The following is a 20149-nucleotide window of genomic DNA, read 5'->3' as shown; positions in this document are numbered from 1 at the left end:
CGAACCTCGATCACGCCAGCCCGCCCCACCTGCAGCTCGTCGGTGGATCGAGGCTTAGCTCTTCCGCCACCAGCGATTCACGGGCACCGCTTGGCCAGGCGAGGCATCAAGCATCGGACGCGCGAGCGGTCCGGGTGCATTTTCGTCTGTGGCGGCCCACCATCGCGTCTTGGTGATGGTCGACGCGTCCGGTTTGTAATATGGCTTGACCATTGACAAATGAGGGCGTTCCCAAGCGACATCGCGCCGGACGATTCGAGCCGGATTCCCTGCTGCGACGGCGTTGTTCGGGACATTGCGGGTGACGACCGACCCCAGGCCTACGACGGAACCGTGGCCGATCACGACTCCCCGAGTACCGCCGAATTGTAGCCGAGCCACACGTGCGCGCCGATCACGATATCGCGAGATACGTTAACCCGCTTCTCCGTGTGCACATCGAAGATCGGATGCCCGTCGTCGGCCCGAAGCTGAACACCGATGGCTAGCATGCAGTCTTCGCCCAGGCTGATGGTGGTCCCCTCGGTCGCTGAGATTCCCACCGTGCTCGTTGTCGACACGTTGCGGCCGATCAAAACACGGGAGTCCTCTCCAACCCGCACGGTGGCGGAAAAGGAGGGCACGCCCCTACTCGATCCGACTTCCATGAGGCCGTTGTTAGCGTCGAACTGAACAGATAGATTGCCAATGCGGGCCCCGCTTTCGACGCGCAGGGTGTTATTGGATCCTGTGAAGGTCACTCGCGTGTTCGGAATCTGTTCACCGTCCCAGCAGATACGATTGCCGCGATCGTCACGGAATTCTGCGATAGGCACTGACATGGTTGTCTCCTCTACCCAGCCGCTCTCACCAGCGGTCGCGCGCTGCGGGCTTGATCCGCTCTGACAGCGGCCGCTGAGTTGCCGCTTCCCGCATGGCTTCGAAAACGCGTTCGCGATTGCGCCCATCTCGCACGGGGAAAGTTGCTTCCATGCGCCTGAGGTATTGCTGACGGGGATGGCCCCTCAGAATGTTCGAAATCGTACCCACCGTATCGGAGACAGTCGTCGTCACAGGTCCGAAACCATCCCTTTCGTAGTCAAAATATCCGGGTCGCTCGGTGTGATGTACCTGATATTCTTCCTGATCGAATTGGAAATAAACAACGGGAAGCCGCAAGTACGCAGCATTGAAAGCAATGGACGAATAGTCGGTCACAAGCGCGGCGGCACGGGTGATCATTTCGCGTACATCTGTGTCCTCGTAAGAACGCACCTCCACGTGCTCAGGGACGTCGAAGTCCTGCAAGTACGGTCTCATATTGGGATGAGGCATGAAGATGAGACGTTTGCCGCCGGTGCTCATCGCGGCGGCGAGCGTCTGATCACGCAGCAGATCTCCTAGCGAACTGGCGTATGGTGTCTCTTCGAAGCCACCGACGCGCTCACGTTCGTTGGATGCGCCCTTCATGCCGCTGACGAGGTAGTCGCGCCAGGTCGGCATCACCAGCACCAGATCGCGTTCTGCTTCCGGTACTTCCTTGGACCGCTCCAGGAGCATATCGAAGCGTGGGAGGCCAGTCAGACGCACTTCTTTCGGCCCGAACTTGAAGGGCGAGTCGCCAGTCACATAATCGTACTCATCTTGTGTTGACGTGATGAAGACCTGGATTGACTTCGTGTTCAACCATCCCGAGATGTCGCCTTTGATGACGCCGTGCTGCAGAAAAGTGAAGACATAGTTAGTAGGAACATGTTTGCGTGGCACGGCATCTGTGATGAATCGGTCCGCGTGGCTTGAGGCGAGATGGGATGCATGATGCATCAGTGCGCCGAAGTCCGGTGAGCCGTAGTCGACGAGGCGCGCACCGTGGACGGACATGCGGTCCCAATCCTTCGTACCTTTGCGGAGCGCGAACCAGGAATTGATTTCGGGCTGGTTGTCGCGAACCCACCAGTACATGTCCTCGGCGCTATCGCCAGCATCGACGTCGCGGTCGATGAAGACCCATGCATTCGCGAACATACGAGCCTTGCGTGGATCCGCCATCGCCACCCTGCGGGCGATGTTCATCGACCCACCTCGTGTGAACCGGCGCGCCAGAGCAGCGCGTACGCGAGCCGGGGTAACGCCACCCGCTGACCGCTTCTGCGTGGCGGGAAAAGCGGAGCGGACCACGGGAGGGGCATCCAGGATCTGCCGCGGTTCGCCATCGATGATGAGGGTGATGTCCGAATCATCAGGCACCCATAGCGAGAGCTGGCGAATGATTGGCTTGCCGACGTACTCGAGCCCTAGATCCTTTTCGAAGCGTGCCTCGGCGGGCACACCGTTCACGCGGAGGGTGAAAGATGGTCGCTCTCCCCTATACCGAATGAGCACACTCCGCAAGCCACGCTTCTTATCGCGCGCACCCCAGTAAAGGGAGGCGACACCACCGCCAGCTTTGACGAGCAGAAGAGCTTCCCGCATCCACGGTGCGACATGCATGACATCGAACGTGCGGATCCGCTCCTTGTCGATCGCCTCGAGGAACTGGGGTAGCAATTCGTCCAGTTCCTCGTACATGGATTCCGGAAATGTGTGTTTGCGGACCGAGGGGCCTTGCGATGCACGCAAAATCCAGAACTGGTCGTAGAGAAAGAGGTTTTGCAGCCAGCGAGGAACACTCCGCTCGTCTGATGCGAGTGCTTCGATGATCGGCAGATAGCCAAATCGTATGGTGTCGGTATACTTCTGCGGATTCGCACTGCTCGACTGGATGGTCGATGAACTGTCGGCACGCTGACGGTATAGATATTCCATCTCACCGCGGAAGGCGACGACGGGTGACGCGAATTGGAGGAGGTAGCGGGCGACGAAGCTTCCGTCCTCGAACCGTAGCCGAAGAGCGTCAGGGAAACGCAGCTGTGCGTCTCTCACGACGGCGTTCTGAACGAACCCGCTCGTGATATGTGCTTGGATCCATGACGGATACTGATTCAGATCACGGTCGCTGTCTCCTCCACGGAATCGCCCCGTAAGCGCGTGGTTGTCTTCGATCCGTCCGTCGATCTCGTGCCACATAAGCAAACGCGCAGAGATCATCGCAGGCTTCGTTGGCGCCGAAGCGGCCGAGTGGGCGATCAGGAAGTAGTCGTCGCCGAGGACGTCGTCAGGGTCTGGGAACGTCAGCCAGGTGCCAGTTGCCTCTGCAAGTGCAGCGTTGCGCGCCGAGGCTTGCCCGCCGTTCTCCTTGCGGATGACCCGCACGTTCGAGTACGTTGCGGCGAACGCATCGGCAACCGCGGCGGTGTCGTCGGTGGAGCCGTCATCGACGAGAATTACCTCAAGGCGTTTAAAGCCGTAGGTCTGACGCTCCAATGATGCGAAGTAGTCCGGGAGATACCGGGAAACGTTGTACATCGGGGAAATGACCGTAAATTCAGGCTCCAAGGTGCGAGCCTCCTTCCGAGCTGACTCGTGTGTAACTACTTGCGCGTCGGGCAAGCGCGCTCGCGACGGACGCCGCCTGGCGTTCCTTGACGATTGCGACATCGACGGCCGCCAGTCCGATCCCAGCCAGGAACGGCAGGTCGACCTCCTCGGGGGTGATCACAAAGTCGGGCGTGAAACGCCGAATCGAGAGCGCGTCAATTGTGTCGAGATTGCCGCTGGTCACTAGAACCCTCACGCCGCGCAGCCGTGCACGCAAGGACGGTCTCCCAGTCGTCCGCGAGCTGATCAGCATGCGGGCACGGGCGCGCACGACTCGATGCGTGAACGAACCGAAGCGTAGAGCACCGGGGACGTGTGGGCCGCTCTGTGCGTCGGCATGTGCGACACGGGATACCCGCTGCAGCGCAGTGACTAGTTCCGCCGAGCGCTCCGAATCATCGGCCGGATGCTCGACGAGTATCGTCCGTCCGGGCCGCAAGATGCGCCCAATCATCGCATCCTTGGACCACAGCCCACGCCGGCGAGCTTCGCGCCGAATCGGACCGGTGGCGCGGGCCCACGGTCGCGTGCGGCGGACATACACCTCGCCCTCTTGGGCAGGAAGAAAGGTCCCCTGAAACCCGGCGAGTCGGCGGCGGTGCCGGTCCTGTGTTTGTGACAAGGATTCTCCTGGCCGGGGCCAGACAATGTTGTGACCGTCAACCTTTCGCACGCGGCGGTCTGCCCGCAGCCGAGTCGCAAACAGCACGCGCTGGCCGAAAACGTCGGGTGCCCACACGACTAGGCGGCGTGACGGCGCGTCCGTCCGAAAATCAGGTTCCGAGCGGGTCGAGTACGTGATGATATCGACGTCTTCGCGCCATCCGTGCGGCATAGTGGCGAACGCGCCGGGCCACAGCGGCCGGTCGGTGAGCGCAAGGATCAGCAGCCGCGACTCGAGCGGTAGAGCGCTGGCGTCATAGTTGAGCAGGTGATCGTCGTCGACGTGCATCAGACACTTTTTAAGGCCCGCTAGCGTCTCGAATCGCTGGGCAGAATCGAGGTCGGCCGCATACCGCCGCGGATCCATCTGCACAGGCAGCAGCCACTGCATCTCGTAGAGCACCATCGACTGCAGCCAGCTTGGCACCGGACCGCGCGCAGCCGCGGATTCCAGCAACGGCGCATAGCCCTCGTGGAAGCGCACCGTGTAGGTGCTCGGGTCGGAGCGGTACCGGTCGACCGCCGATGTGCGCGCCTCACGCTTGCGGTATCCGTACCTGGCATCCGAAACGAAACCGGCACGAGGCGCGCGGCCCAGGCTCAGCAGATACTCGACCACGAAAAGAGCATCTTCTGAGGCGTGCAGCCCCGTACGGAACCTCGCTCCTGATTCGCGCACTGGCGCCATAGGGAACGCCACGGATGCGGCATTCATCACGAACACGTCGTCGCTCAGTTCGGTGACCCTGTTTCCCCCGGCGAAGCGAAAGCGCAGGGGGTGGGTGTCCCGCAGATGCCGATCGGGTTCCTGCAGGCGCAGGAGGTTCGTCGCCGCGAGGTCGACATCGGGGTGTGCGGCGAGAAATTCCCGCAGTGCGGCGAAGTACCCTGGCGCCAAGACGTCATCGGGGTCGAGGAAGAGCGCCCAGTCACCGCTCCCGGAATCCATGCCGGTGCTCCTGGCCGCGCTCACTCCCATATTCGTCGTGCGGATCAGCTGCGCCTGTGGATGTCCGGATTCGACCCAGGCCTGGATCAGCGCACCGCTTTCGTCCGTAGACCCATCGTCAACGAAGATGACATCGTCCGGCAGGTGGTCGCCCTGAGCTTCCAGGCTCGACAGAAAATCGGGTAGGTACGCCGCGACGTCGAACACGGGGATGATGACGCTGATGGAGTGCGCGGAGCGAGTGGCCACGGTCACTGCACCTTCGGTGCTTCCTCAACCCGTACGGCCACGATCTGGCCGGTCAGACCGCTGTCCAGCACCTTGAGGCTCACCTCGGCGACCTGCCTGGGATCGAGCAAGGTCTCCACCGGTTCCTCGCCAAAAGCGTGCGTACGCATGGGTGTGCGCGTGCGCTGAGGGTTGATGCAATTGATGCGCACACCGTCTTCGGCCCACTCTTCGGCTAGGGCCTGAGTGAGGTTGACGACGGCGGCCTTGCTGGCTGAGTAGATTCCATAGTTCGCCCGGCCGCGCGTGTGCGAGCTCGAGGTGAACAGCAGCACCTGGCCGCCAGTCTCCTTCAAGTACTTGTGCGCTGCGCGCGACACGACGACCGGTGCGACGAAGTTAGTTTCGATGCTCGACTCGATGTGCTTGACCTTGGTCTTGGTCAGCGGTCCCATCCGCAGCACCCCTGCGGACATCACCACTGCGTCGATGCGACCTGAGGCCGCGAAGACTTCCTTGAGGGCTTGCTTCACGGCACCGCGGGAGCGCACATCAGTGCCGGTGGTCGACCGACTGAATTGATGCACATCGGCCCCGGCCTCGCGCGCGACCTCGACGACGCTCGCGCCGATGCCGTAGCTGCCGCCGAATACAACGACGACCTTGCCGGTGAGATCAGGCATCGCCACATCCGATGCCAGGCTCGCCGACTGCAGCTGGAACAGCTTGTCAGCGATGTGCACATCGATCGGTTCCGTGACCTTCATGTTCTCGGGAGTACCGTCAACGACAAAGATCGGCGTGTCCGGCAGGTAGGTGAAGACGACACCGCAGTCATCTGTGGCGTGAAAGGTTTTGTCTTCGTTCGCGAGTGCGTATGCCCGACGAATAGTGCCGAGACGGAACGCTTGGGGCGTCTGCCCGCGCCGTAGAACGGATCGATTCGGGATAGCGGTGATGTGGGACGCCGAGTCGACCTGGATGATTGTGTCGGCGGACGGTATTGCGGTGTCCACCGCTTCGTAATGGTCGAGCGCCTCGACGCACTCGTCGAGAATCCGTTCGTTCACGAACGGGCGGACAGCGTCGTGGAACAGCACCTTCGTGTTCGGGTCATCATCGAGCGCGGCCAGCGCAGCTTGGGTGGAGTCGTTGCGGGTTTCGCCACCTGGGATGATGCGTGTCAGCTTAGGGAAGCGCTCGTCGTTCTGCAGAGATGTGAGCTGGTCGATCGCACCAGCGTTCATCACGATGATGATCTCGTCGATCACTCCACTCGCGTTCATCACTTCGAGCGTGTGCTCGACGATTGCCTTGCCGGCGATCTTGATGAGCTGCTTGGGGATGCCGAGCCCGACACGCACTCCGATGCCGCCAGCGAGGATCACAGCCACAGTCCGGGGTCGCGCACGTTCGTCAATCATCGTGATCCTCTCGTGAACGCTCATCCTCGACCATGACGGTCCGCGCGAGATGCTCGGCCGCTGTCTCAGTGACGGAGCCGGGTGATGCGATAAATGAGTCTCGGAGAGCTGCCATCGCCACAGCATCCGCCGCGCCTGCTCGCACCATCTCCGCCAACTCCGCTGGCGTCGACGCCATCGGCAGACCAAGGTCATCAGGGAATTTCAGATAGAAGTCCCGACGCTGCGCATATTCGTCCAGATCCGGTGCGATCAGATAAGACGGCACCTCGGCGACAGCCGCTTCGAAGACAGCCGACGAATAGTCGGTGATGAAGACGTCGGCGATCAGCAGTAGATCCTGCGTCGAGATGCCCGGAGCCGTGCGAACGCCATCGGTCGTCGGCGCTGGCACCAGGGGGTGCAGCTTGGTGATCGTCGCATAGCCAGCATCCGCCATCGCCTGTGTCAGTTCGAGCGGATCGACCGTGGCCATGCGGCCCTCGGTGCGGAACGTCGGGGCGAACAGCGCAACTTTCTTGCCGATCAGGTCGGGGTACAGGTAGTCGAAGCGCTTGCGCACCTTTGCCCGGTGAGCAGGGTCGCGCAGGCGGTCGACGCGGGGCAGCGGAGCAACCGCAACCTTCGACACATCCACGCCGAACGCCTCGGCGAACGGCGCGCGGCATCGTTCAGCGCTCGAGATCACCAGGTCGTATCCCTCGTGCATCCGCATAGCCTTCGCCAGCCGCGGGTCGCGCCCGCCACGCTGCCCGACGATACTCAGACCGAACTTCTTCAGCGCGCCCAGCGCGTGCCACATCTGCACGATCTTCAACCCCGGAGCGTGCCGCGTCGCCGAGGCGATGATCGAGTAGCCGTCGACGACGAGCACGCGCGAGGTGGCCGCGTGATACATCTCGACGAGCAGGTGCGCCGCATACGCGAACTTGCGAACAATCCCCGGGGGAACCATCCGAGAGATCACCACGACCTCGATTGACGAATCCAGCCGGACGATCGCATCGCGCAGCATCACGAAGTCAGACGGCGCACGATTGCTCTGCCGGGTCAGCAGCGTCACCTTGTCGCGCCGAGGAAGCGGCCGCATCACGACGCTCACCAGCGTGAGCGCAAGCCGCGCTGCATACGCGGCGACGATGTCCAGCCGCAGGCGCTGCGCCAAGACCATCATGCAGTCGCCTTCGCAACACGCACAGCGAGCAACTCGCCAGCGATCCGCTCGCTGGAGCGACCATCGAGACTCCCGCAGAACTCCTCGAGGAAAGTGCTGAGGCGGGTTTCATCGACCTCAGCGGTGCGGATCGCTGCAGCGAGGTCGTCGGCAGAGCGCACCACGGGCCCGATCGCATAGTCATCGAACGGTCGATAGAAAGACCTCGCGGCCTCATAGTCGTCCAGGTCCGGCACGAAGAAGACCACCGGTCGGCGCAGCAGCGCGTACTCGAAGATCGACGAGGAATAGTCGGTGACGAGTACATCCGCCGCCATCAGCAGCTCGTTCATGTCTGGCTCGGCGGCAGCATCCACCACTCCGGCTGGCAACGGGCCGCTTGTCACGAACGGATGCTGACGCACCCCGAGCCGCCACCCATCGCCGAGCGTGCGAGCGATGCTCTCCCAATCGGCCTCGGGCGCCGTGACCGCGCTGCGTTGCCCATTGCCGCGGAAGGTGGGCGCGTACAAAACAAAGCGCTCCGACGCGCCGATGCCGAGCCGCGCCCGCACCGATGCGCGCGCCGCCTTGATCGTCTGCTCCTCGAAGAACGCGTCAGAGCGCGGCATCCCCCACGCGTGCACCCGTTCGGCAGGGATGCCGAACGCTTCGGCGTAGTCGTCGACGATCCCGGCTGAGCTCACCACGGCATCCGTGTAATTGCGGTGGATCTCTGAGCCGGGCGTCGGCCCACCCGGCAGGCCTGCGCGGCTGTGGCCAACCTGCTTGAATGCGCCGGCGGCATGCCAGATCTGCACAAGACGCGCACCATCGCGAATCCGAAAACGGTAGATCAGAGGGTAGAAATCATCGAGCACGATGACCGCACTGGTGGCGATCAGATACGGCAGACGCAGCACGTCGCGCAGCGACCGACGCGAAGACAGGCTCGACTTGAATACGCCGATGATCTCGGCATTCGAATCCTCGCGCAGCATCGCGTCGCGCAGGAAAAGCATGTTGCCGACGAAGCCATCATGCGAGTCGGAGAGGAACAGCACCCGGTTTCGGCGCACCGGTTTCAGGGTCGTCCAAGCGGCGTAGGGGATGAGATACGGAAGAAAGCGGATGCTACGAAGCAACCGACTCCCGCGAAGCAATTGCCGCACGAAATGTTCACCTGATAGTCATGAGCCGTAATTCGACTCAGTATATGAGGTCGACATTCGAGTAAGCCGAGCGAACCATGAGGTGTTGCCGTCTCCGATTACACGCCGACGTCCTTAGGGAACCGTACGAACAGCAGCATCACGAGCCCGATGAGCAGGATCAGGCCGATGCCGAGCACGCCGTAGACGATCCCGCCGAACCACAGCAGGAACAGCGACCACGCCAGTGGCGACAGGAACGAGGCGACGCGGCCCGTCGTCGCGTACAGGCCGAAGATCTCACCCTGCTGGCTCGGCGGGGTGAGGCGGGTCAGCAGGCTGCGGCTTGCGGCCTGAGTGGGCCCGACGAATGCGCACAGCAGCAGGCCGCAGATCCAGAACACGATCGTGCCGAAGTCTTTGAGCGCGAAGACCACGAACGCCATCGCGACGAGGCCCGCCAGAGTGATCAGGATCAGGCGGCGCGGCCCGATCAGATCATCGAGGCGCCCGGCGAGCAGCGTCGAGATGCCGGCGATGAGGTTTGCGGCGAGCCCGAAGACGATGACCTCGAGGAACGAGAATCCGAAACCCTGCGCGGCGAGCACGGCCCCGAACGCGAAAACGCCCGCCAGCCCGTCACGATAGACGGCGGCCGACAGCATGAACCAGAACGTCGGCCGGTTCGTGCGGAACAGCTTCGCGACGTTCCTCGCCAGCACCACGTACGAGCGGAAGAAACCCACTTTCGCCGACTCTTCGTAAGAGGGTGACTCCGGCACGTTGCGGAACATCGGAATAGAGAAGGCCAGAGTCCACACCGCGCAGATCACCGCGACGAGCTTGAACGACAGCGGGTTGTCCTGCCCCACGGTGAACAGCACCGGGATGCAGACGATCAGCGCCACCACGCCGCCGATGTATCCGAGACCCCAGCCGAGACCCGAGATGCGCCCCACGTTCTTGGGCGTCGACACCTCGGAGAGCATCGCGTAGTAGCTGACGTTGCCGATCTCATTGACCACAGCGGCAACGGCGACGGCGAAGGCGCCGAACCAGAAGAACTTCGGGTCGGCCTCGACGAAGAAGAGCGCGAACTGGATCAGCGCGACCCCGATCGTCGCACCGATGACCCACTTCTTCTTGTTCCCGCGGGCGTCGGCCTGCTGGCCCAGCACTGGCGCCAGCACGAGGATGACGATGCCGGCGGCGAAGTTCGCCCAGCCCCACCACGCCGACAGGTCAGTGAGCCCCTGACAGTACGCCGAGCCCATGAACTCGCTCTGGTTGCAGTTCATGTAGCTGCCGTCGGCCAGCATCCCCGACTCGCGCACGCTCGGCTCGAGAAACATCCGTGAGGTCAAGTACAGCGCGATCCAGACGAATGTGAGGATGACCGTGTTGAACGGCTGCAGCGCCCAATCCCACATCGCCCACGAGAGAACCTGCTTCCGCGTCGCTTCGGGGCCGACGTGCTCACGGCCGAAGGCGGTCATCGCCGCGGTGTTGATCGGTGTGTCCGCCGCGGATGCCGGCTGCTCATCGCTCATGCTCGAAGTCTGACCGCGCTGAGTGAACGGGTGGTGGCGGCGCGCCGCATGAGCGGGGCGGATGCCAGCATCCGAGCCACCCTGCCCCCACCCGAGCGACCTCTTCTCACGCGAGCGACACCCCGCTCACCCGAACGACGCTGCCAGCAAGTCTCCGAACAGCTCCTCCGGATCGCGCTCCAGGCGGCGCCGACCGAACCAGTCGCAGATGTTCACGCAGTCGCGGTGCAGCAGGTCGAGGCCCTGGGGATTCGCGACTGTGTCGACGATCTGCGGCAGGTCGATGACCCGCACGCGGCCATCGTGCACCAGCAGGTTGTACGCCGACAGGTCGCCGTGCGCGAAACCTGCGCCGGCGAAGAGACGCATGATGTCGGCGATCTGCGCGAACAGGTCGGCCAGATCCACGGCATCCGCTCTCACCTGCGCCAAACGAGGTGCGGCGGTGCGCCCGTCTCCGACGAACTCCATCAGAATCTCGGTGCCGCTCACCTGCACCGGATACGGCACCGGCGCGCCAAGCTCGTGCATGCGACTGAGGGCGGCGAACTCGGCGAACGACCACTGTGCGGCTGCCACCTCGCGCCCGTGTGCGGACTTCTTGGCCAGCGCCCGGGTGTCGCGGGTGTTCCGAGTGCGGCGCCCCTCGGTGTAGGTCGAGGAGCGCTGGAAGCTGCGGTGATCGGAATCGCGGTACCGCTTCGCGGCGAGCAGCGTGCGCTGGGTCGCGTCGCCAGGCACAGCGCGTTCGATGAGGAAGACATCCGCCTCTTTGCCTGTTTTGAGGATGCCGAGTTCGGTGTCCACTGCGGCGGCGCTCGCCACGACCCAGTCGGGCCGGGGTAACGGTCCGCGTTCGGTCGGTGTGCTCGCTGGCCAGGTGGACCAACGCTGGTTCTCGACGAGCCGAGTGTCGGCGAACGAGAGGGATACGTCGAAAGGGGATGCGTCGAAAAAGGATGCGTCGAGGGACGCGGAGTTCTGAGGATTCACGATGTGGCTCCGGAATACGGGCCACACGCGGATCAGAAGCGGGTGGCCTCGGCGAGAAGAAGGTCGGCGGCTGTGGACACGACGAAGATGGCATTCATCGTTCGCTCCTTCCGCTCGGGCCTCCGGACTGATTCCGGTGCGGGATCGAGCTTACGGCGAAGGGCGACGCGTGCACGACGGGAGCGCGGCCGTTCGTTATGCACTCGTGACTTCTAGGGGCCGCAGCCTGAGCTGAATCTTCGTTCGAATGTCGGTGGCCTCTCTGATACTGGAACTATGAACGCGATGGTGGCAGCGACAGACGAAGAGGTGGCGACTCTCGACGCCCTCGTGTCGTCGCTGCAGGGCGTCGAGCAGACCCTCGCTGGGATGCTCGCCGCACGCGACGGGCTGCTGGCGCTTGCTGAGCGACTCGCTCTGTCGATGGCCGAGAACGGCGACGGCATCGAGGCCTCCGACCTGACGATCCGCAGCGTCGCTGCCGAGTTGGGTGCGGTGCTGAGGGTCAGCGACCGCACGATCCAGCGACGGATGGCCGATGCGTCGACCACTGTCGAGCAGTTCCCGCTGGTCTGGGCGGCGCAGGGCGCCGGCCGGATCGGCGCTGGTCACACCCGAGTGATCGTGGATGCTGGCGGCCACCTGCACGACGCTGAGGCTAGGAATGCTTACTCCGCGCGAGTGCTGGAGTTCGCCGAAGACGAGTCGCCCAACCGGCTGCGGCCGATCGCGGCGCGGATCGCAGAGCAGTACCAGCCGAGATCGCTCGACGAGCGCCACGCTGAGGCGCGCGAGCAGCGGGGCGTGTGGGTGAAGGATGCTGCGGATGGGATGGCCGAACTCGGCCTCCTCGGCCCTGCGGCGCTCGTGCACGCGGCGTTCGACAGGCTCACGGAAATGGCGAAGGCGGATGCTGGATGCCCATCTCGCGCAACCAGCGCCGTAGCCAGCAACGCCGCTGGCGCCGCGGGCGCGGAGCGTGTGCACGGAGCCGCCTTCGGCCTCGCCGCCGCACCGGAATCGGCCGAATCAGTGGGACCGCTGCGATCAGCGGGATCACCGCAATCCGTGGGATCACTGCACTCTGAGAGATCACCGCAATCAGCGGAGGCGGCAGACCCGCGCACGCTGTCGCACAAACGGGCCGATCTCGCCCTCGACCTGCTGCTGACGGGCGCACCGGCCGGGCACGACACCCCGGAGGGGCTGCTCGGTGCGATCGTGCCGCACGTGAGCGTGACGGTCCCGGTGACCACTCTGATGGGCACCGACGGCGTCGAGACCACACCTGCCGAGGTGAATGGCCGCGCTCCGATGGACCTCGAATCCGTGAGGCTGCTGGCCGGATCCGCATCCGGATGGGATCGCATCCTCACGTATCCGATCAGCGGGGAACTGCTGGCGGTCGATCGGTACCGGCCGAGCGCCCATCTGCGTCGTCACCTGCGCGCCAGGGATCAGCGGTGCCGGTTTCCCGGTTGCGGCATGCCATCCCGTTCCAGCGACCTCGATCACACGCTTGATGCAGCCTTCGGCGGGTCCACCGACGAGAAGAATCTCGCTGAGCTGTGCCGCAGGCATCACGTTCTGAAACATCACTCGCCGTGGCACGTCATCCAACTCGGCGGCGGGCTCCTTGAATGGACAAGCCCCACGGGTCGTGTGTACATCGACAGACCGCCGCCGCAGAATACGGTCATGTTCACGGAGCCATCCACTCACCCGGAGCCGCCCCCTCGAGCGGAGTCGCCCCCTCGAGCGGAATCGTCCCCTCAATCAGAGCCGACCCCGCGAGCGGAGCCGACCCGTCGAGCGGAGCCGCCCCGTCGAGCGGAGCGCGACACCGATCCTTGGGCTTCGGTCTCCGAAGAATTGCTCGCACCGTTTTGAGCTCGCACCGTTTTGAGCTCGCACCCTTCTGAGCGGATCATCAATGGTGCGCCCGACGGGCCCAGGGCGGTCGGCGGGCCACAGGTCGCTGACGGGGTGGGGCCGTGCGCTCTCCACCTTTCGAATGATCTTCGAGGCCGATCGGTCGTTTTCAGGCCCGATCCCAGCAGATGAAAGGGAACGTTGTCCTAGCGTGGTGACAGATCCACACGAGGAGAACCATGTTCCGCAGTCCTGCCCGCCTGTTCCGCGTTCTCGCGATCGCCGAGGCGATCACCTGGACGATCCTGATTTCGGCGCTCATCGCACGCGCTGTCGGCGTCCCCGCCGTTGTCGTCACGATCGGCGGCGGCATCCACGGGTTCGTCTTCCTCTCCTACGGTGCAACGGCGATTCTGCTCGCGTTCAACCAGCGCTGGAAGCCCGGCGTCGCCGTGCTCGCCATCGCCAGCGCCATCGTGCCCTACGCGACGATTCCGATGGAGATCTGGCTGCACCGCACAGGCCGCCTCGCCGGTGACTGGCGCCTGACCGAGACCGACGACCCGCGCGACCGCACCTGGTACGACCGCACCATGCGCTGGTTCCTGCACCGCCCATGGGTGCTCGGCGCACTGATCGCCTTCGCGATCGTGGCGCTGTACGCGATCCTGCTGCTCGTCGGCCCTCCCGGCGGCCGCTGAGCGCAGTTGCGGCTCAGTCGCGGCTCAGTTGCGGCTCAGTTGCGGTTCGGGCGACGCCTCAGCCGCAGTTCGGCCAGTGCGTGAGCTGACGATGCACCTCCAGCCTCGCTGACGCCTCGGCTCCATATTCGCCGATGCCTCAGCCGCAACTCAGCCGACGCCTCAGGCCTAGCTCGGCTGGCGCCTCAGACCCCGCTCACCCGACGCCTCAGCCGATGACGACGGGGCTTTTCTCGAAAACTTCGCCCGCGATGTTGCCTGCCTGGTCCGAGGCGCAGTCGACGATCACGTACACGGCTGACTCCAGCTGGGCAAAGCCGCGCGCGGCGACCACCCAGCTGCGGTTGGGCTCACTCCCGACGGCGAAGCGCTGTTCGACGTCGGTGTTGCCGCGGGTCATATAGGTGAAGGCGCCGGTGTCGGCCTTATCGCCCAGCACCGACGGCTCGATGCCCAGGATCGCGCCGAGCACGAAGTCAGACGCTTCCTTGTCTTCGGTCGCAGTCATGTCGAAGACCGCGCCCTGCCAGAACGTGGCAGTGCAAGTGCCGTCAGCGGTCTTGTACTCCCAGCCGCCATTGCCGTCGTCGGCTTTGCTGATGCCCCAGTTATCGTCCATCATCAGCCCGTCGCCCCACTGTGCAATCGTGCCAGGAGCCAGCGCCGCACCGTCTGCAAAGGACAGTTCCGGGGGAAGGACTGACGAGTCGGGTGGCGTGATCGGGGCTTCGGTGGCATCCGCTTCTTCGGTCGTCTGGGTCGGCCCGGGCTCCGGTGTCTTGACGGGCTGATCGGGAATGCTCGCGCTGATGCATCCGCTCAGCGGAAGAGTGATGGCGATAGCCGCGGCCCCCGCCACAGCTCGCAGGGTGATGTGGCGCATTCTCCGGTTCATGGTCTCAGCATAGGCGGGCCCCAGAAAACGGAGTTGAGTCGTGTTGTATCAACTTTTTTGACAGCATCCGATGTCGTGCATATACTTGAGTCATCACGACTCAGGTTTACTGAGCTGTCTCACGAACTCTCACCATATAAAGGAGAAACACATGGCACGTGCTGTCGGAATCGACCTGGGTACGACGAACTCCGTCGTCAGCGTCCTCGAGGGCGGCGAGCCCAAGGTCATCGCAAACGCCGAAGGCTTCCGCACCACCCCGTCGGTGGTTGCGTACACCAAGGATGGCGAGGTGCTCGTCGGAGAGACCGCGAAGCGCCAGGCCGTCACCAACGTCGACCGCACCATCTCGTCGGTCAAGCGCCACATGGGCACCGACTGGTCCTTCGACGTCGACGGCAAGAAGTGGACGCCGCAGGAGATCTCCGCGCGCATCCTCATGAAGCTGAAGCGCGACGCCGAGTCCTACCTCGGTGACACGGTGACGGATGCTGTCATCACCGTCCCCGCGTACTTCAACGACGCTGAGCGCCAGGCCACGAAGGAAGCCGGAGAGATCTCGGGCCTCAACGTCCTGCGCATCATCAACGAGCCGACCGCGGCTGCGCTCGCCTATGGCCTCGACAAGGGCAAGGAAGACGAGCTCATCCTCGTCTTCGACCTCGGTGGCGGAACCTTCGACGTCTCGCTGCTCGAAGTGGGCAAGGACGACGACTTCTCGACCATCCAGGTGCGCGCCACCTCCGGTGACAACCGCCTCGGTGGCGATGACTGGGACCAGCGCGTCGTCGAGTACTTGAGCAAGCAGTTCAAGGAGACCACCGGTGTCGACGTCTCGGGTGACAAGATCGCGCTGCAGCGCCTCAAGGAGGCCGCTGAGCAGGCGAAGAAGGAGCTCTCCAGCTCCACGTCCACGAGCATCAACCTGCCGTACCTGTCGCTGACGGAGTCGGGCCCGGTCTCGCTGTCGGAGACCCTGACCCGCGCGAAGTTCGAGGACCTCACCAAGGACCTCCTCGACCGCACGAAGAAGCCCTTCGCCGACGTCATCCGCGAAGCGAACGTGAAGGTCGACGAGATCGACCACATCGTTCTCGTCGGTGGATCGACCCGCATGCCCGCCGTTGCCGACCTCGTCAAGAGCGAGACCGGCAAGGAAGCCAACAAGGGCGTCAACCCGGACGAGGTCGTCGCCGTCGGCGCCGCCCTGCAGGCCGGCGTCCTCAAGGGCGAGCGCAAGGACGTTCTGCTCATCGACGTCACCCCGCTGAGCCTCGGCATCGAGACCAAGGGCGGAATGATGACCAAGCTCATCGACCGCAACACCGCGATCCCGACCAAGCGCAGCGAGACCTTCACCACCGCCGACGACAACCAGCCGTCCGTGGCGATCCAGGTGTTCCAGGGCGAGCGCGAGTTCACCCGCGACAACAAGCCGCTGGGCACCTTCGAACTCACCGGCATCGCCCCGGCTCCCCGTGGCATCCCGCAGGTCGAGGTCACGTTCGACATCGATGCCAACGGCATCGTGCACGTGTCCGCGAAGGACAAGGGCACCGGCAAGGAGCAGTCGATGACCATCACCGGCGGCTCGTCGCTGTCGAAGGAAGACATCGACCGCATGGTGCGGGAAGCGGAGGAGAACGCCGCTGATGACAAGAAGCGCCGTGAGGCCGCTGAGGTGCGCAACCAGGCCGAGACCCTCGCCTACTCGATCGACAAGCTGATCAAGGAGAACGAGGACAAGCTGTCTGACGAGATCAAGACCGACGTGCAGGCTGACGTCGACGCTCTGAAGACCGCGCTGGCCGGCGAAGACGACGACGCGGTGAAGACTGCTTTCGACAAGCTGAATGAGTCGCAGGGCAAGCTCGGCGAAGCGATCTACGCGCAGGCGCAGGCGGATGCCGCATCCGAGGCCTCGGCCGAGGGCGACGCTCCGGCCGAAGACGCAGCTGCCGAAGAAGACGTCATCGACGCTGAGGTTGTCGACGAGGACGAAGAGACGAAGTAATGACAGACAAGAACTTCGACGACAACAGCGCCGAGGTTACCGGTGAGGGGTCGGATGCTCAGGCATCCGGCCCCGAGCCGCAGAACCCGGAGAATCCTGACTCCACCGAGGCTGCGGCCGCCGAGGGGTCGGACGACGAACTCACGGTCGACGACATTCTCGGTACCGCGCAGGATGACGATGTGCCCGACGACGGCAACGGTATCGCGGATGCAGAGAATGCTCTGCTGACCGACCTCAAGCGGCTGCAGGCCGAGTACGCCAACTATCGCCGGCGCACCGAAGAGCAGCGCCACATCGAGATCGCCCGAGCCAAGGGCGAGGTGGCCAAGGGCCTTCTTCCCGTGCTCGACGACCTCGATCGTGCCGAGCAGCACGGCGATCTCGTGGAGGGCTCGCCCTTCGCCGTCATCGCCGAGAAGCTGCGTGCGGTGGTCGATCGTCTCGGCGTGGCCGCCTATGGTGCCGCAGGTGAGGAATTCGACCCGCAGCATCACGAGGCCATCTTCCAGCAGCCGACACCGGGGGCTGAAACGTCGACGATCCTCGAGGTCGTCGAGGTCGGCTACCGACTCGGCGATGTCGAACTGCGCCCCGCGAAGGTCGTCGTCGCTGTTCCTGCGGCCTAGTAGGGGAGGGCCATGGCAAGCCAAGACTGGTTCGATAAGGACTTCTACAAGACGCTCGGCGTCACCAAAGACGTCTCCGCTGCCGATCTGAAGAAGACCTACCGCAAGCTCGCCCGCAAACACCACCCGGATGCGAATCCAGGTAATGCCGCGGCCGAGACGAAGTTCAAAGAGATCAGCGAGGCCTACAGCGTGCTCAGCGACGCTGACCAGCGTCGCGAGTACGACGAGATCCGCGCGATGGGGTCGGGTGCGCGTTTCACCGCGCCCGGCTCCGGCGGTGCGGGCGGCTTCGAAGATGTCTTCAGCCGCTTCGGTCAGGGCGGCCACGGTGGTCAGCAGGCCGACTTCGACGACATCTTCTCGATGTTCTCGCAGGGTGGTGGCGGATCGTTCGGCTCCGGCCGATTCGGCCAGACCTCGGGCGGGTATCGAGGATTTGGCGGCCCTCAGAAGGGCACCGACCTCACCGCCCGCACGACGATCGATTTCATCACCGCGGCCAAGGGCGACACGATCACCCTGCAGGCCGAAGACGGCAAGCCGTTCAAGGTGAAGGTGCCGGCTGGCGTCGCAGACGGGCAGAAGATTCGTCTGCGTGGCCGTGGGCGCCCCTCGCCCGATGGCGGCGAACCCGGCGACATCGTCGTGCAGGTGAAGGTCAGGCAGCATCCGGTCTTCACTCGTGACGGTCTGAACCTGCGCCTGACGGTGCCGGTGACCTTCACCGAGGCCACGTTGGGAGCCACCATCGAGGTGCCCACTCTCGGCGGCGATCCGGTGAAGCTGCGCGTCGCGCCCGGCACACCGTCGGGCCGTGTGTTGCGGGTCAAGGGCCGTGGCATCGCGTCGTCGAAGGGCACCGGCGATCTGCTCGCCGAGCTGCAGGTGGCGGTGCCGTCGCATCTCGACGATGCGGCGCGCGAGGCTCTCGAGAAGTTCCACGAGCTCGAGCCGAAGGAGAACCCTCGGGCCGAGATGATGTCGAAGGCTCGGGCCTAGGCCATGGATGCCGACGCACCCGTCTTCGCGATCGCGGTCGCCGCGGAGCTGGCCGGAATGCACCCCCAGACGCTGCGGCAGTACGACCGCATCGGCCTGGTGGTGCCCGGTCGCACTCGCGGCGGCTCGCGGCGCTACTCGATGCGCGACATCGAGCAGCTCCGCGAGGTCGCCCAGCTCTCGAGCGAGGGGATGAGCCTGCCGGCCATCGCCCGTCTGCTCGACCTGGAAGACGAGGTGCGGATGCTGCGTCGGCGCGCCATCGAACTCGAGAACGCGCTGCGCGCCGAGCGCGAGAACCGTCCGGGCGTACGCGTCTTCGCGGCCGGAGCAACCGGCTCGATCGTGCCGGTCGGTTCGGGCCGCCGCATCCGCCGAGCGACCGAGGTCGTGCTCTGGCGCCCGCGTTCGGCATCCGACCCCGACCAGGGCTGACAAGACCCGAAGCGATCACGTAGTCGGCGAACCGGGTGTTCGCCGCGTGTTCACCGCTGACCTCTCCCAGCCGGGCTACCATGGCGCTGATACCCCGGAATGACGGGGATGGAGAGAGCATGCGCACGGCTGAGCACCGAGAACCGCAGCGGACCCTGCTGCACATCAGCGATACCCATCTGCGAGCCGGGGGAGATCGCCTCTTCGACCTGGTCGACGGCGCAGAGACCCTCGCTCATACGCTGACGGCGCTGGAAGGCGCGCAGATCGCGGTCGATGCGATCGTCTTCACCGGCGACCTCGCAGACCTCGGCCAGCGTGGGGCCTACGCCGAGTTGCGCAGGATCGTCGATCCATTTGCGGCACGTCTGGACGCTCGCGTCGTCTGGGTCATGGGCAACCACGACGATCGGTCCGCCTTCCGCGAGGGCCTGCTCGATGACCCGGTCGGCGACGACTCCCCCGTAGATCGCGTGGACGACATCAGCGGCCTGCGCATCGTCACGCTTGATTCCACAGTGCCCGGAGAACACCACGGTGAAATCAGCGACAGCCAGTTGGCGTGGCTCGAAGAGGTGCTCGCCGTTCCCGCGCCTCTCGGCACGATCCTTACGATGCATCATCCGCCGATTCCGAGCGTGCTGCCTCTCGCGGCCAGCGTCGAATTGCGCGATCAGCACCGGCTGGCACCTGTGCTGCGTGGCACGGACGTGCGCGCGATCATCGCCGGGCACCTGCACTACTCAACCTTCGCCACCTTCGCCGGCATCCCGGTCTCGGTGGCGTCGTCCACCTGCTACGTGCAAGACCTCACTGTGCCCGCGGGCGGGAGCCGCCCGCAGGATGGCGCACGATCCGTCAACCTCGTGCGCGTACACGATGAGACCGTCGTGCACGCCGTCATCGGCGTGGAGCAGTCGCATATCCTCGAGCACATCGACGCGGATGAAGCCCGCCGAAGGCTCGCCGTGGCCGGCATCGCCCCGCGCACCGTCGTCGAGCACCTGGACGTGCCCGTGCTCGTGAACTGAGCC

General features: G+C 64.4%; 16 protein-coding genes. 7 read left to right on the top strand and 9 right to left on the bottom strand.

Going from position 1 to position 20149, the window contains the following annotated elements; genetic code table 11:
* Positions 1–341: 341 nt before the first annotated feature.
* The 8 genes from FM104_RS16575 to FM104_RS14030 form a co-directional block, all read right to left on the bottom strand.
* Positions 342–821, bottom strand: a complete 480-nt coding sequence (locus tag FM104_RS16575) for an acyltransferase (protein ID WP_179206817.1) — start codon at positions 819–821, stop codon at positions 342–344.
* 25 nt (positions 822–846) lie between these two features.
* Positions 847–3414 carry a CDP-glycerol glycerophosphotransferase family protein gene (locus FM104_RS14060; RefSeq protein ID WP_179206816.1) on the bottom strand — a complete coding sequence of 856 codons (2568 nt, stop codon included), beginning with the start codon at positions 3412–3414 and terminating at the stop codon, positions 847–849.
* Complete coding sequence (locus FM104_RS14055) at positions 3404–5317, bottom strand: glycosyltransferase family A protein (RefSeq protein ID WP_179206815.1); 1914 nt, start codon at positions 5315–5317, stop codon at positions 3404–3406. Before FM104_RS14055 ends, FM104_RS14060 begins: the two co-directional genes overlap by 11 nt.
* 2 nt (positions 5318–5319) lie before the next feature.
* A complete protein-coding gene (locus FM104_RS14050; protein WP_087132855.1) occupies positions 5320–6720 on the bottom strand; it encodes a bifunctional cytidylyltransferase/SDR family oxidoreductase in 1401 nt (466 codons plus the stop codon).
* On the bottom strand, positions 6713–7894 hold the full coding sequence (locus tag FM104_RS14045; protein WP_087132854.1) for a CDP-glycerol glycerophosphotransferase family protein: 1182 nt from the start codon (positions 7892–7894) through the stop codon (positions 6713–6715). The genes FM104_RS14050 and FM104_RS14045 overlap by 8 nt, the downstream gene beginning before the upstream one ends.
* A complete protein-coding gene (locus FM104_RS14040) occupies positions 7891–8952 on the bottom strand; it encodes a CDP-glycerol glycerophosphotransferase family protein (protein WP_179206814.1) in 1062 nt (353 codons plus the stop codon). Before FM104_RS14040 ends, FM104_RS14045 begins: the two co-directional genes overlap by 4 nt.
* 191 nt (positions 8953–9143) lie before the next feature.
* Positions 9144–10574 carry an MFS transporter gene (locus FM104_RS14035; RefSeq protein WP_087132852.1) on the bottom strand — a complete coding sequence of 477 codons (1431 nt, stop codon included), beginning with the start codon at positions 10572–10574 and terminating at the stop codon, positions 9144–9146.
* Between the two features lie 126 nt (positions 10575–10700).
* Entirely contained in the window at positions 10701–11567 is an 867-nt protein-coding gene (locus FM104_RS14030) for a serine protein kinase RIO (protein ID WP_218778586.1), read from the bottom strand.
* A gap of 276 nt (positions 11568–11843) precedes the next feature.
* On the opposite strand from FM104_RS14030, the gene FM104_RS14025 reads away from it, so the two are divergent.
* Both FM104_RS14025 and FM104_RS14020 read left to right on the top strand, forming a co-directional pair.
* Complete coding sequence (locus FM104_RS14025) at positions 11844–13457, top strand: HNH endonuclease signature motif containing protein (RefSeq protein ID WP_143738433.1); 1614 nt, start codon at positions 11844–11846, stop codon at positions 13455–13457.
* Between the two features lie 221 nt (positions 13458–13678).
* A complete protein-coding gene (locus FM104_RS14020) occupies positions 13679–14140 on the top strand; it encodes a DUF3817 domain-containing protein (protein ID WP_087132851.1) in 462 nt (153 codons plus the stop codon).
* Positions 14141–14348: 208 nt separating this feature from the next.
* Here the strand turns inward: FM104_RS14020 and FM104_RS14015 are convergent, their stop codons facing one another.
* Complete coding sequence (locus FM104_RS14015) at positions 14349–15035, bottom strand: hypothetical protein (protein WP_143738431.1); 687 nt, start codon at positions 15033–15035, stop codon at positions 14349–14351.
* Between the two features lie 151 nt (positions 15036–15186).
* Between FM104_RS14015 and dnaK the strand changes: the two genes are divergently transcribed.
* The 5 genes from dnaK to FM104_RS13990 all read left to right on the top strand — a co-directional run bounded on the left by dnaK (position 15187) and on the right by FM104_RS13990 (position 20146).
* The gene (dnaK, locus tag FM104_RS14010; protein WP_087132849.1) at positions 15187–17049 is read left to right on the top strand and encodes a molecular chaperone DnaK; all 1863 of its coding nucleotides are present in this window, start codon (positions 15187–15189) and stop codon (positions 17047–17049) included.
* The gene (locus FM104_RS14005; protein ID WP_087132848.1) at positions 17049–17678 is read left to right on the top strand and encodes a nucleotide exchange factor GrpE; all 630 of its coding nucleotides are present in this window, start codon (positions 17049–17051) and stop codon (positions 17676–17678) included. Before dnaK ends, FM104_RS14005 begins: the two co-directional genes overlap by 1 nt.
* A 12-nt stretch (positions 17679–17690) precedes the next feature.
* Positions 17691–18680, top strand: a complete 990-nt coding sequence (locus FM104_RS14000; protein ID WP_087132847.1) for a DnaJ C-terminal domain-containing protein — start codon at positions 17691–17693, stop codon at positions 18678–18680.
* A 3-nt stretch (positions 18681–18683) separates the two neighbouring features.
* Entirely contained in the window at positions 18684–19115 is a 432-nt protein-coding gene (locus FM104_RS13995; RefSeq protein WP_087132846.1) for a heat shock protein transcriptional repressor HspR, read from the top strand.
* Positions 19116–19234: 119 nt separating this feature from the next.
* Complete coding sequence (locus tag FM104_RS13990) at positions 19235–20146, top strand: phosphodiesterase (RefSeq protein ID WP_087132845.1); 912 nt, start codon at positions 19235–19237, stop codon at positions 20144–20146.
* Positions 20147–20149: the final 3 nt, after the last annotated feature.

Source organism: Microbacterium esteraromaticum (genome assembly GCF_900163815.1).
Lineage (GTDB): Bacteria > Actinomycetota > Actinomycetes > Actinomycetales > Microbacteriaceae > Microbacterium > Microbacterium esteraromaticum_B.
This window is presented reverse-complemented; position numbering and strand designations above follow the sequence as displayed.

Excerpts from the sequence above, each read along its gene's own strand:
- FM104_RS16575 (WP_179206817.1), bottom strand. The coding sequence starts at position 821 with ATGTCAGTGCCTATCGCAGAATTCCGTGACGATCGCGGCAATCGTATC.
- FM104_RS14050 (WP_087132855.1), bottom strand. The coding sequence starts at position 6,720 with ATGATTGACGAACGTGCGCGACCCCGGACTGTGGCTGTGATCCTCGCT.
- FM104_RS14045 (WP_087132854.1), bottom strand. The coding sequence starts at position 7,894 with ATGATGGTCTTGGCGCAGCGCCTGCGGCTGGACATCGTCGCCGCGTAT.
- FM104_RS14035 (WP_087132852.1), bottom strand. The coding sequence starts at position 10,574 with ATGAGCGATGAGCAGCCGGCATCCGCGGCGGACACACCGATCAACACC.
- FM104_RS14025 (WP_143738433.1), top strand. The coding sequence starts at position 11,844 with ATGAACGCGATGGTGGCAGCGACAGACGAAGAGGTGGCGACTCTCGAC.
- FM104_RS14020 (WP_087132851.1), top strand. The coding sequence starts at position 13,679 with ATGTTCCGCAGTCCTGCCCGCCTGTTCCGCGTTCTCGCGATCGCCGAG.
- FM104_RS14015 (WP_143738431.1), bottom strand. The coding sequence starts at position 15,035 with ATGAACCGGAGAATGCGCCACATCACCCTGCGAGCTGTGGCGGGGGCC.
- dnaK (WP_087132849.1), top strand. The coding sequence starts at position 15,187 with ATGGCACGTGCTGTCGGAATCGACCTGGGTACGACGAACTCCGTCGTC.
- FM104_RS14005 (WP_087132848.1), top strand. The coding sequence starts at position 17,049 with ATGACAGACAAGAACTTCGACGACAACAGCGCCGAGGTTACCGGTGAG.
- FM104_RS14000 (WP_087132847.1), top strand. The coding sequence starts at position 17,691 with ATGGCAAGCCAAGACTGGTTCGATAAGGACTTCTACAAGACGCTCGGC.
- FM104_RS13995 (WP_087132846.1), top strand. The coding sequence starts at position 18,684 with ATGGATGCCGACGCACCCGTCTTCGCGATCGCGGTCGCCGCGGAGCTG.
- FM104_RS13990 (WP_087132845.1), top strand. The coding sequence starts at position 19,235 with ATGCGCACGGCTGAGCACCGAGAACCGCAGCGGACCCTGCTGCACATC.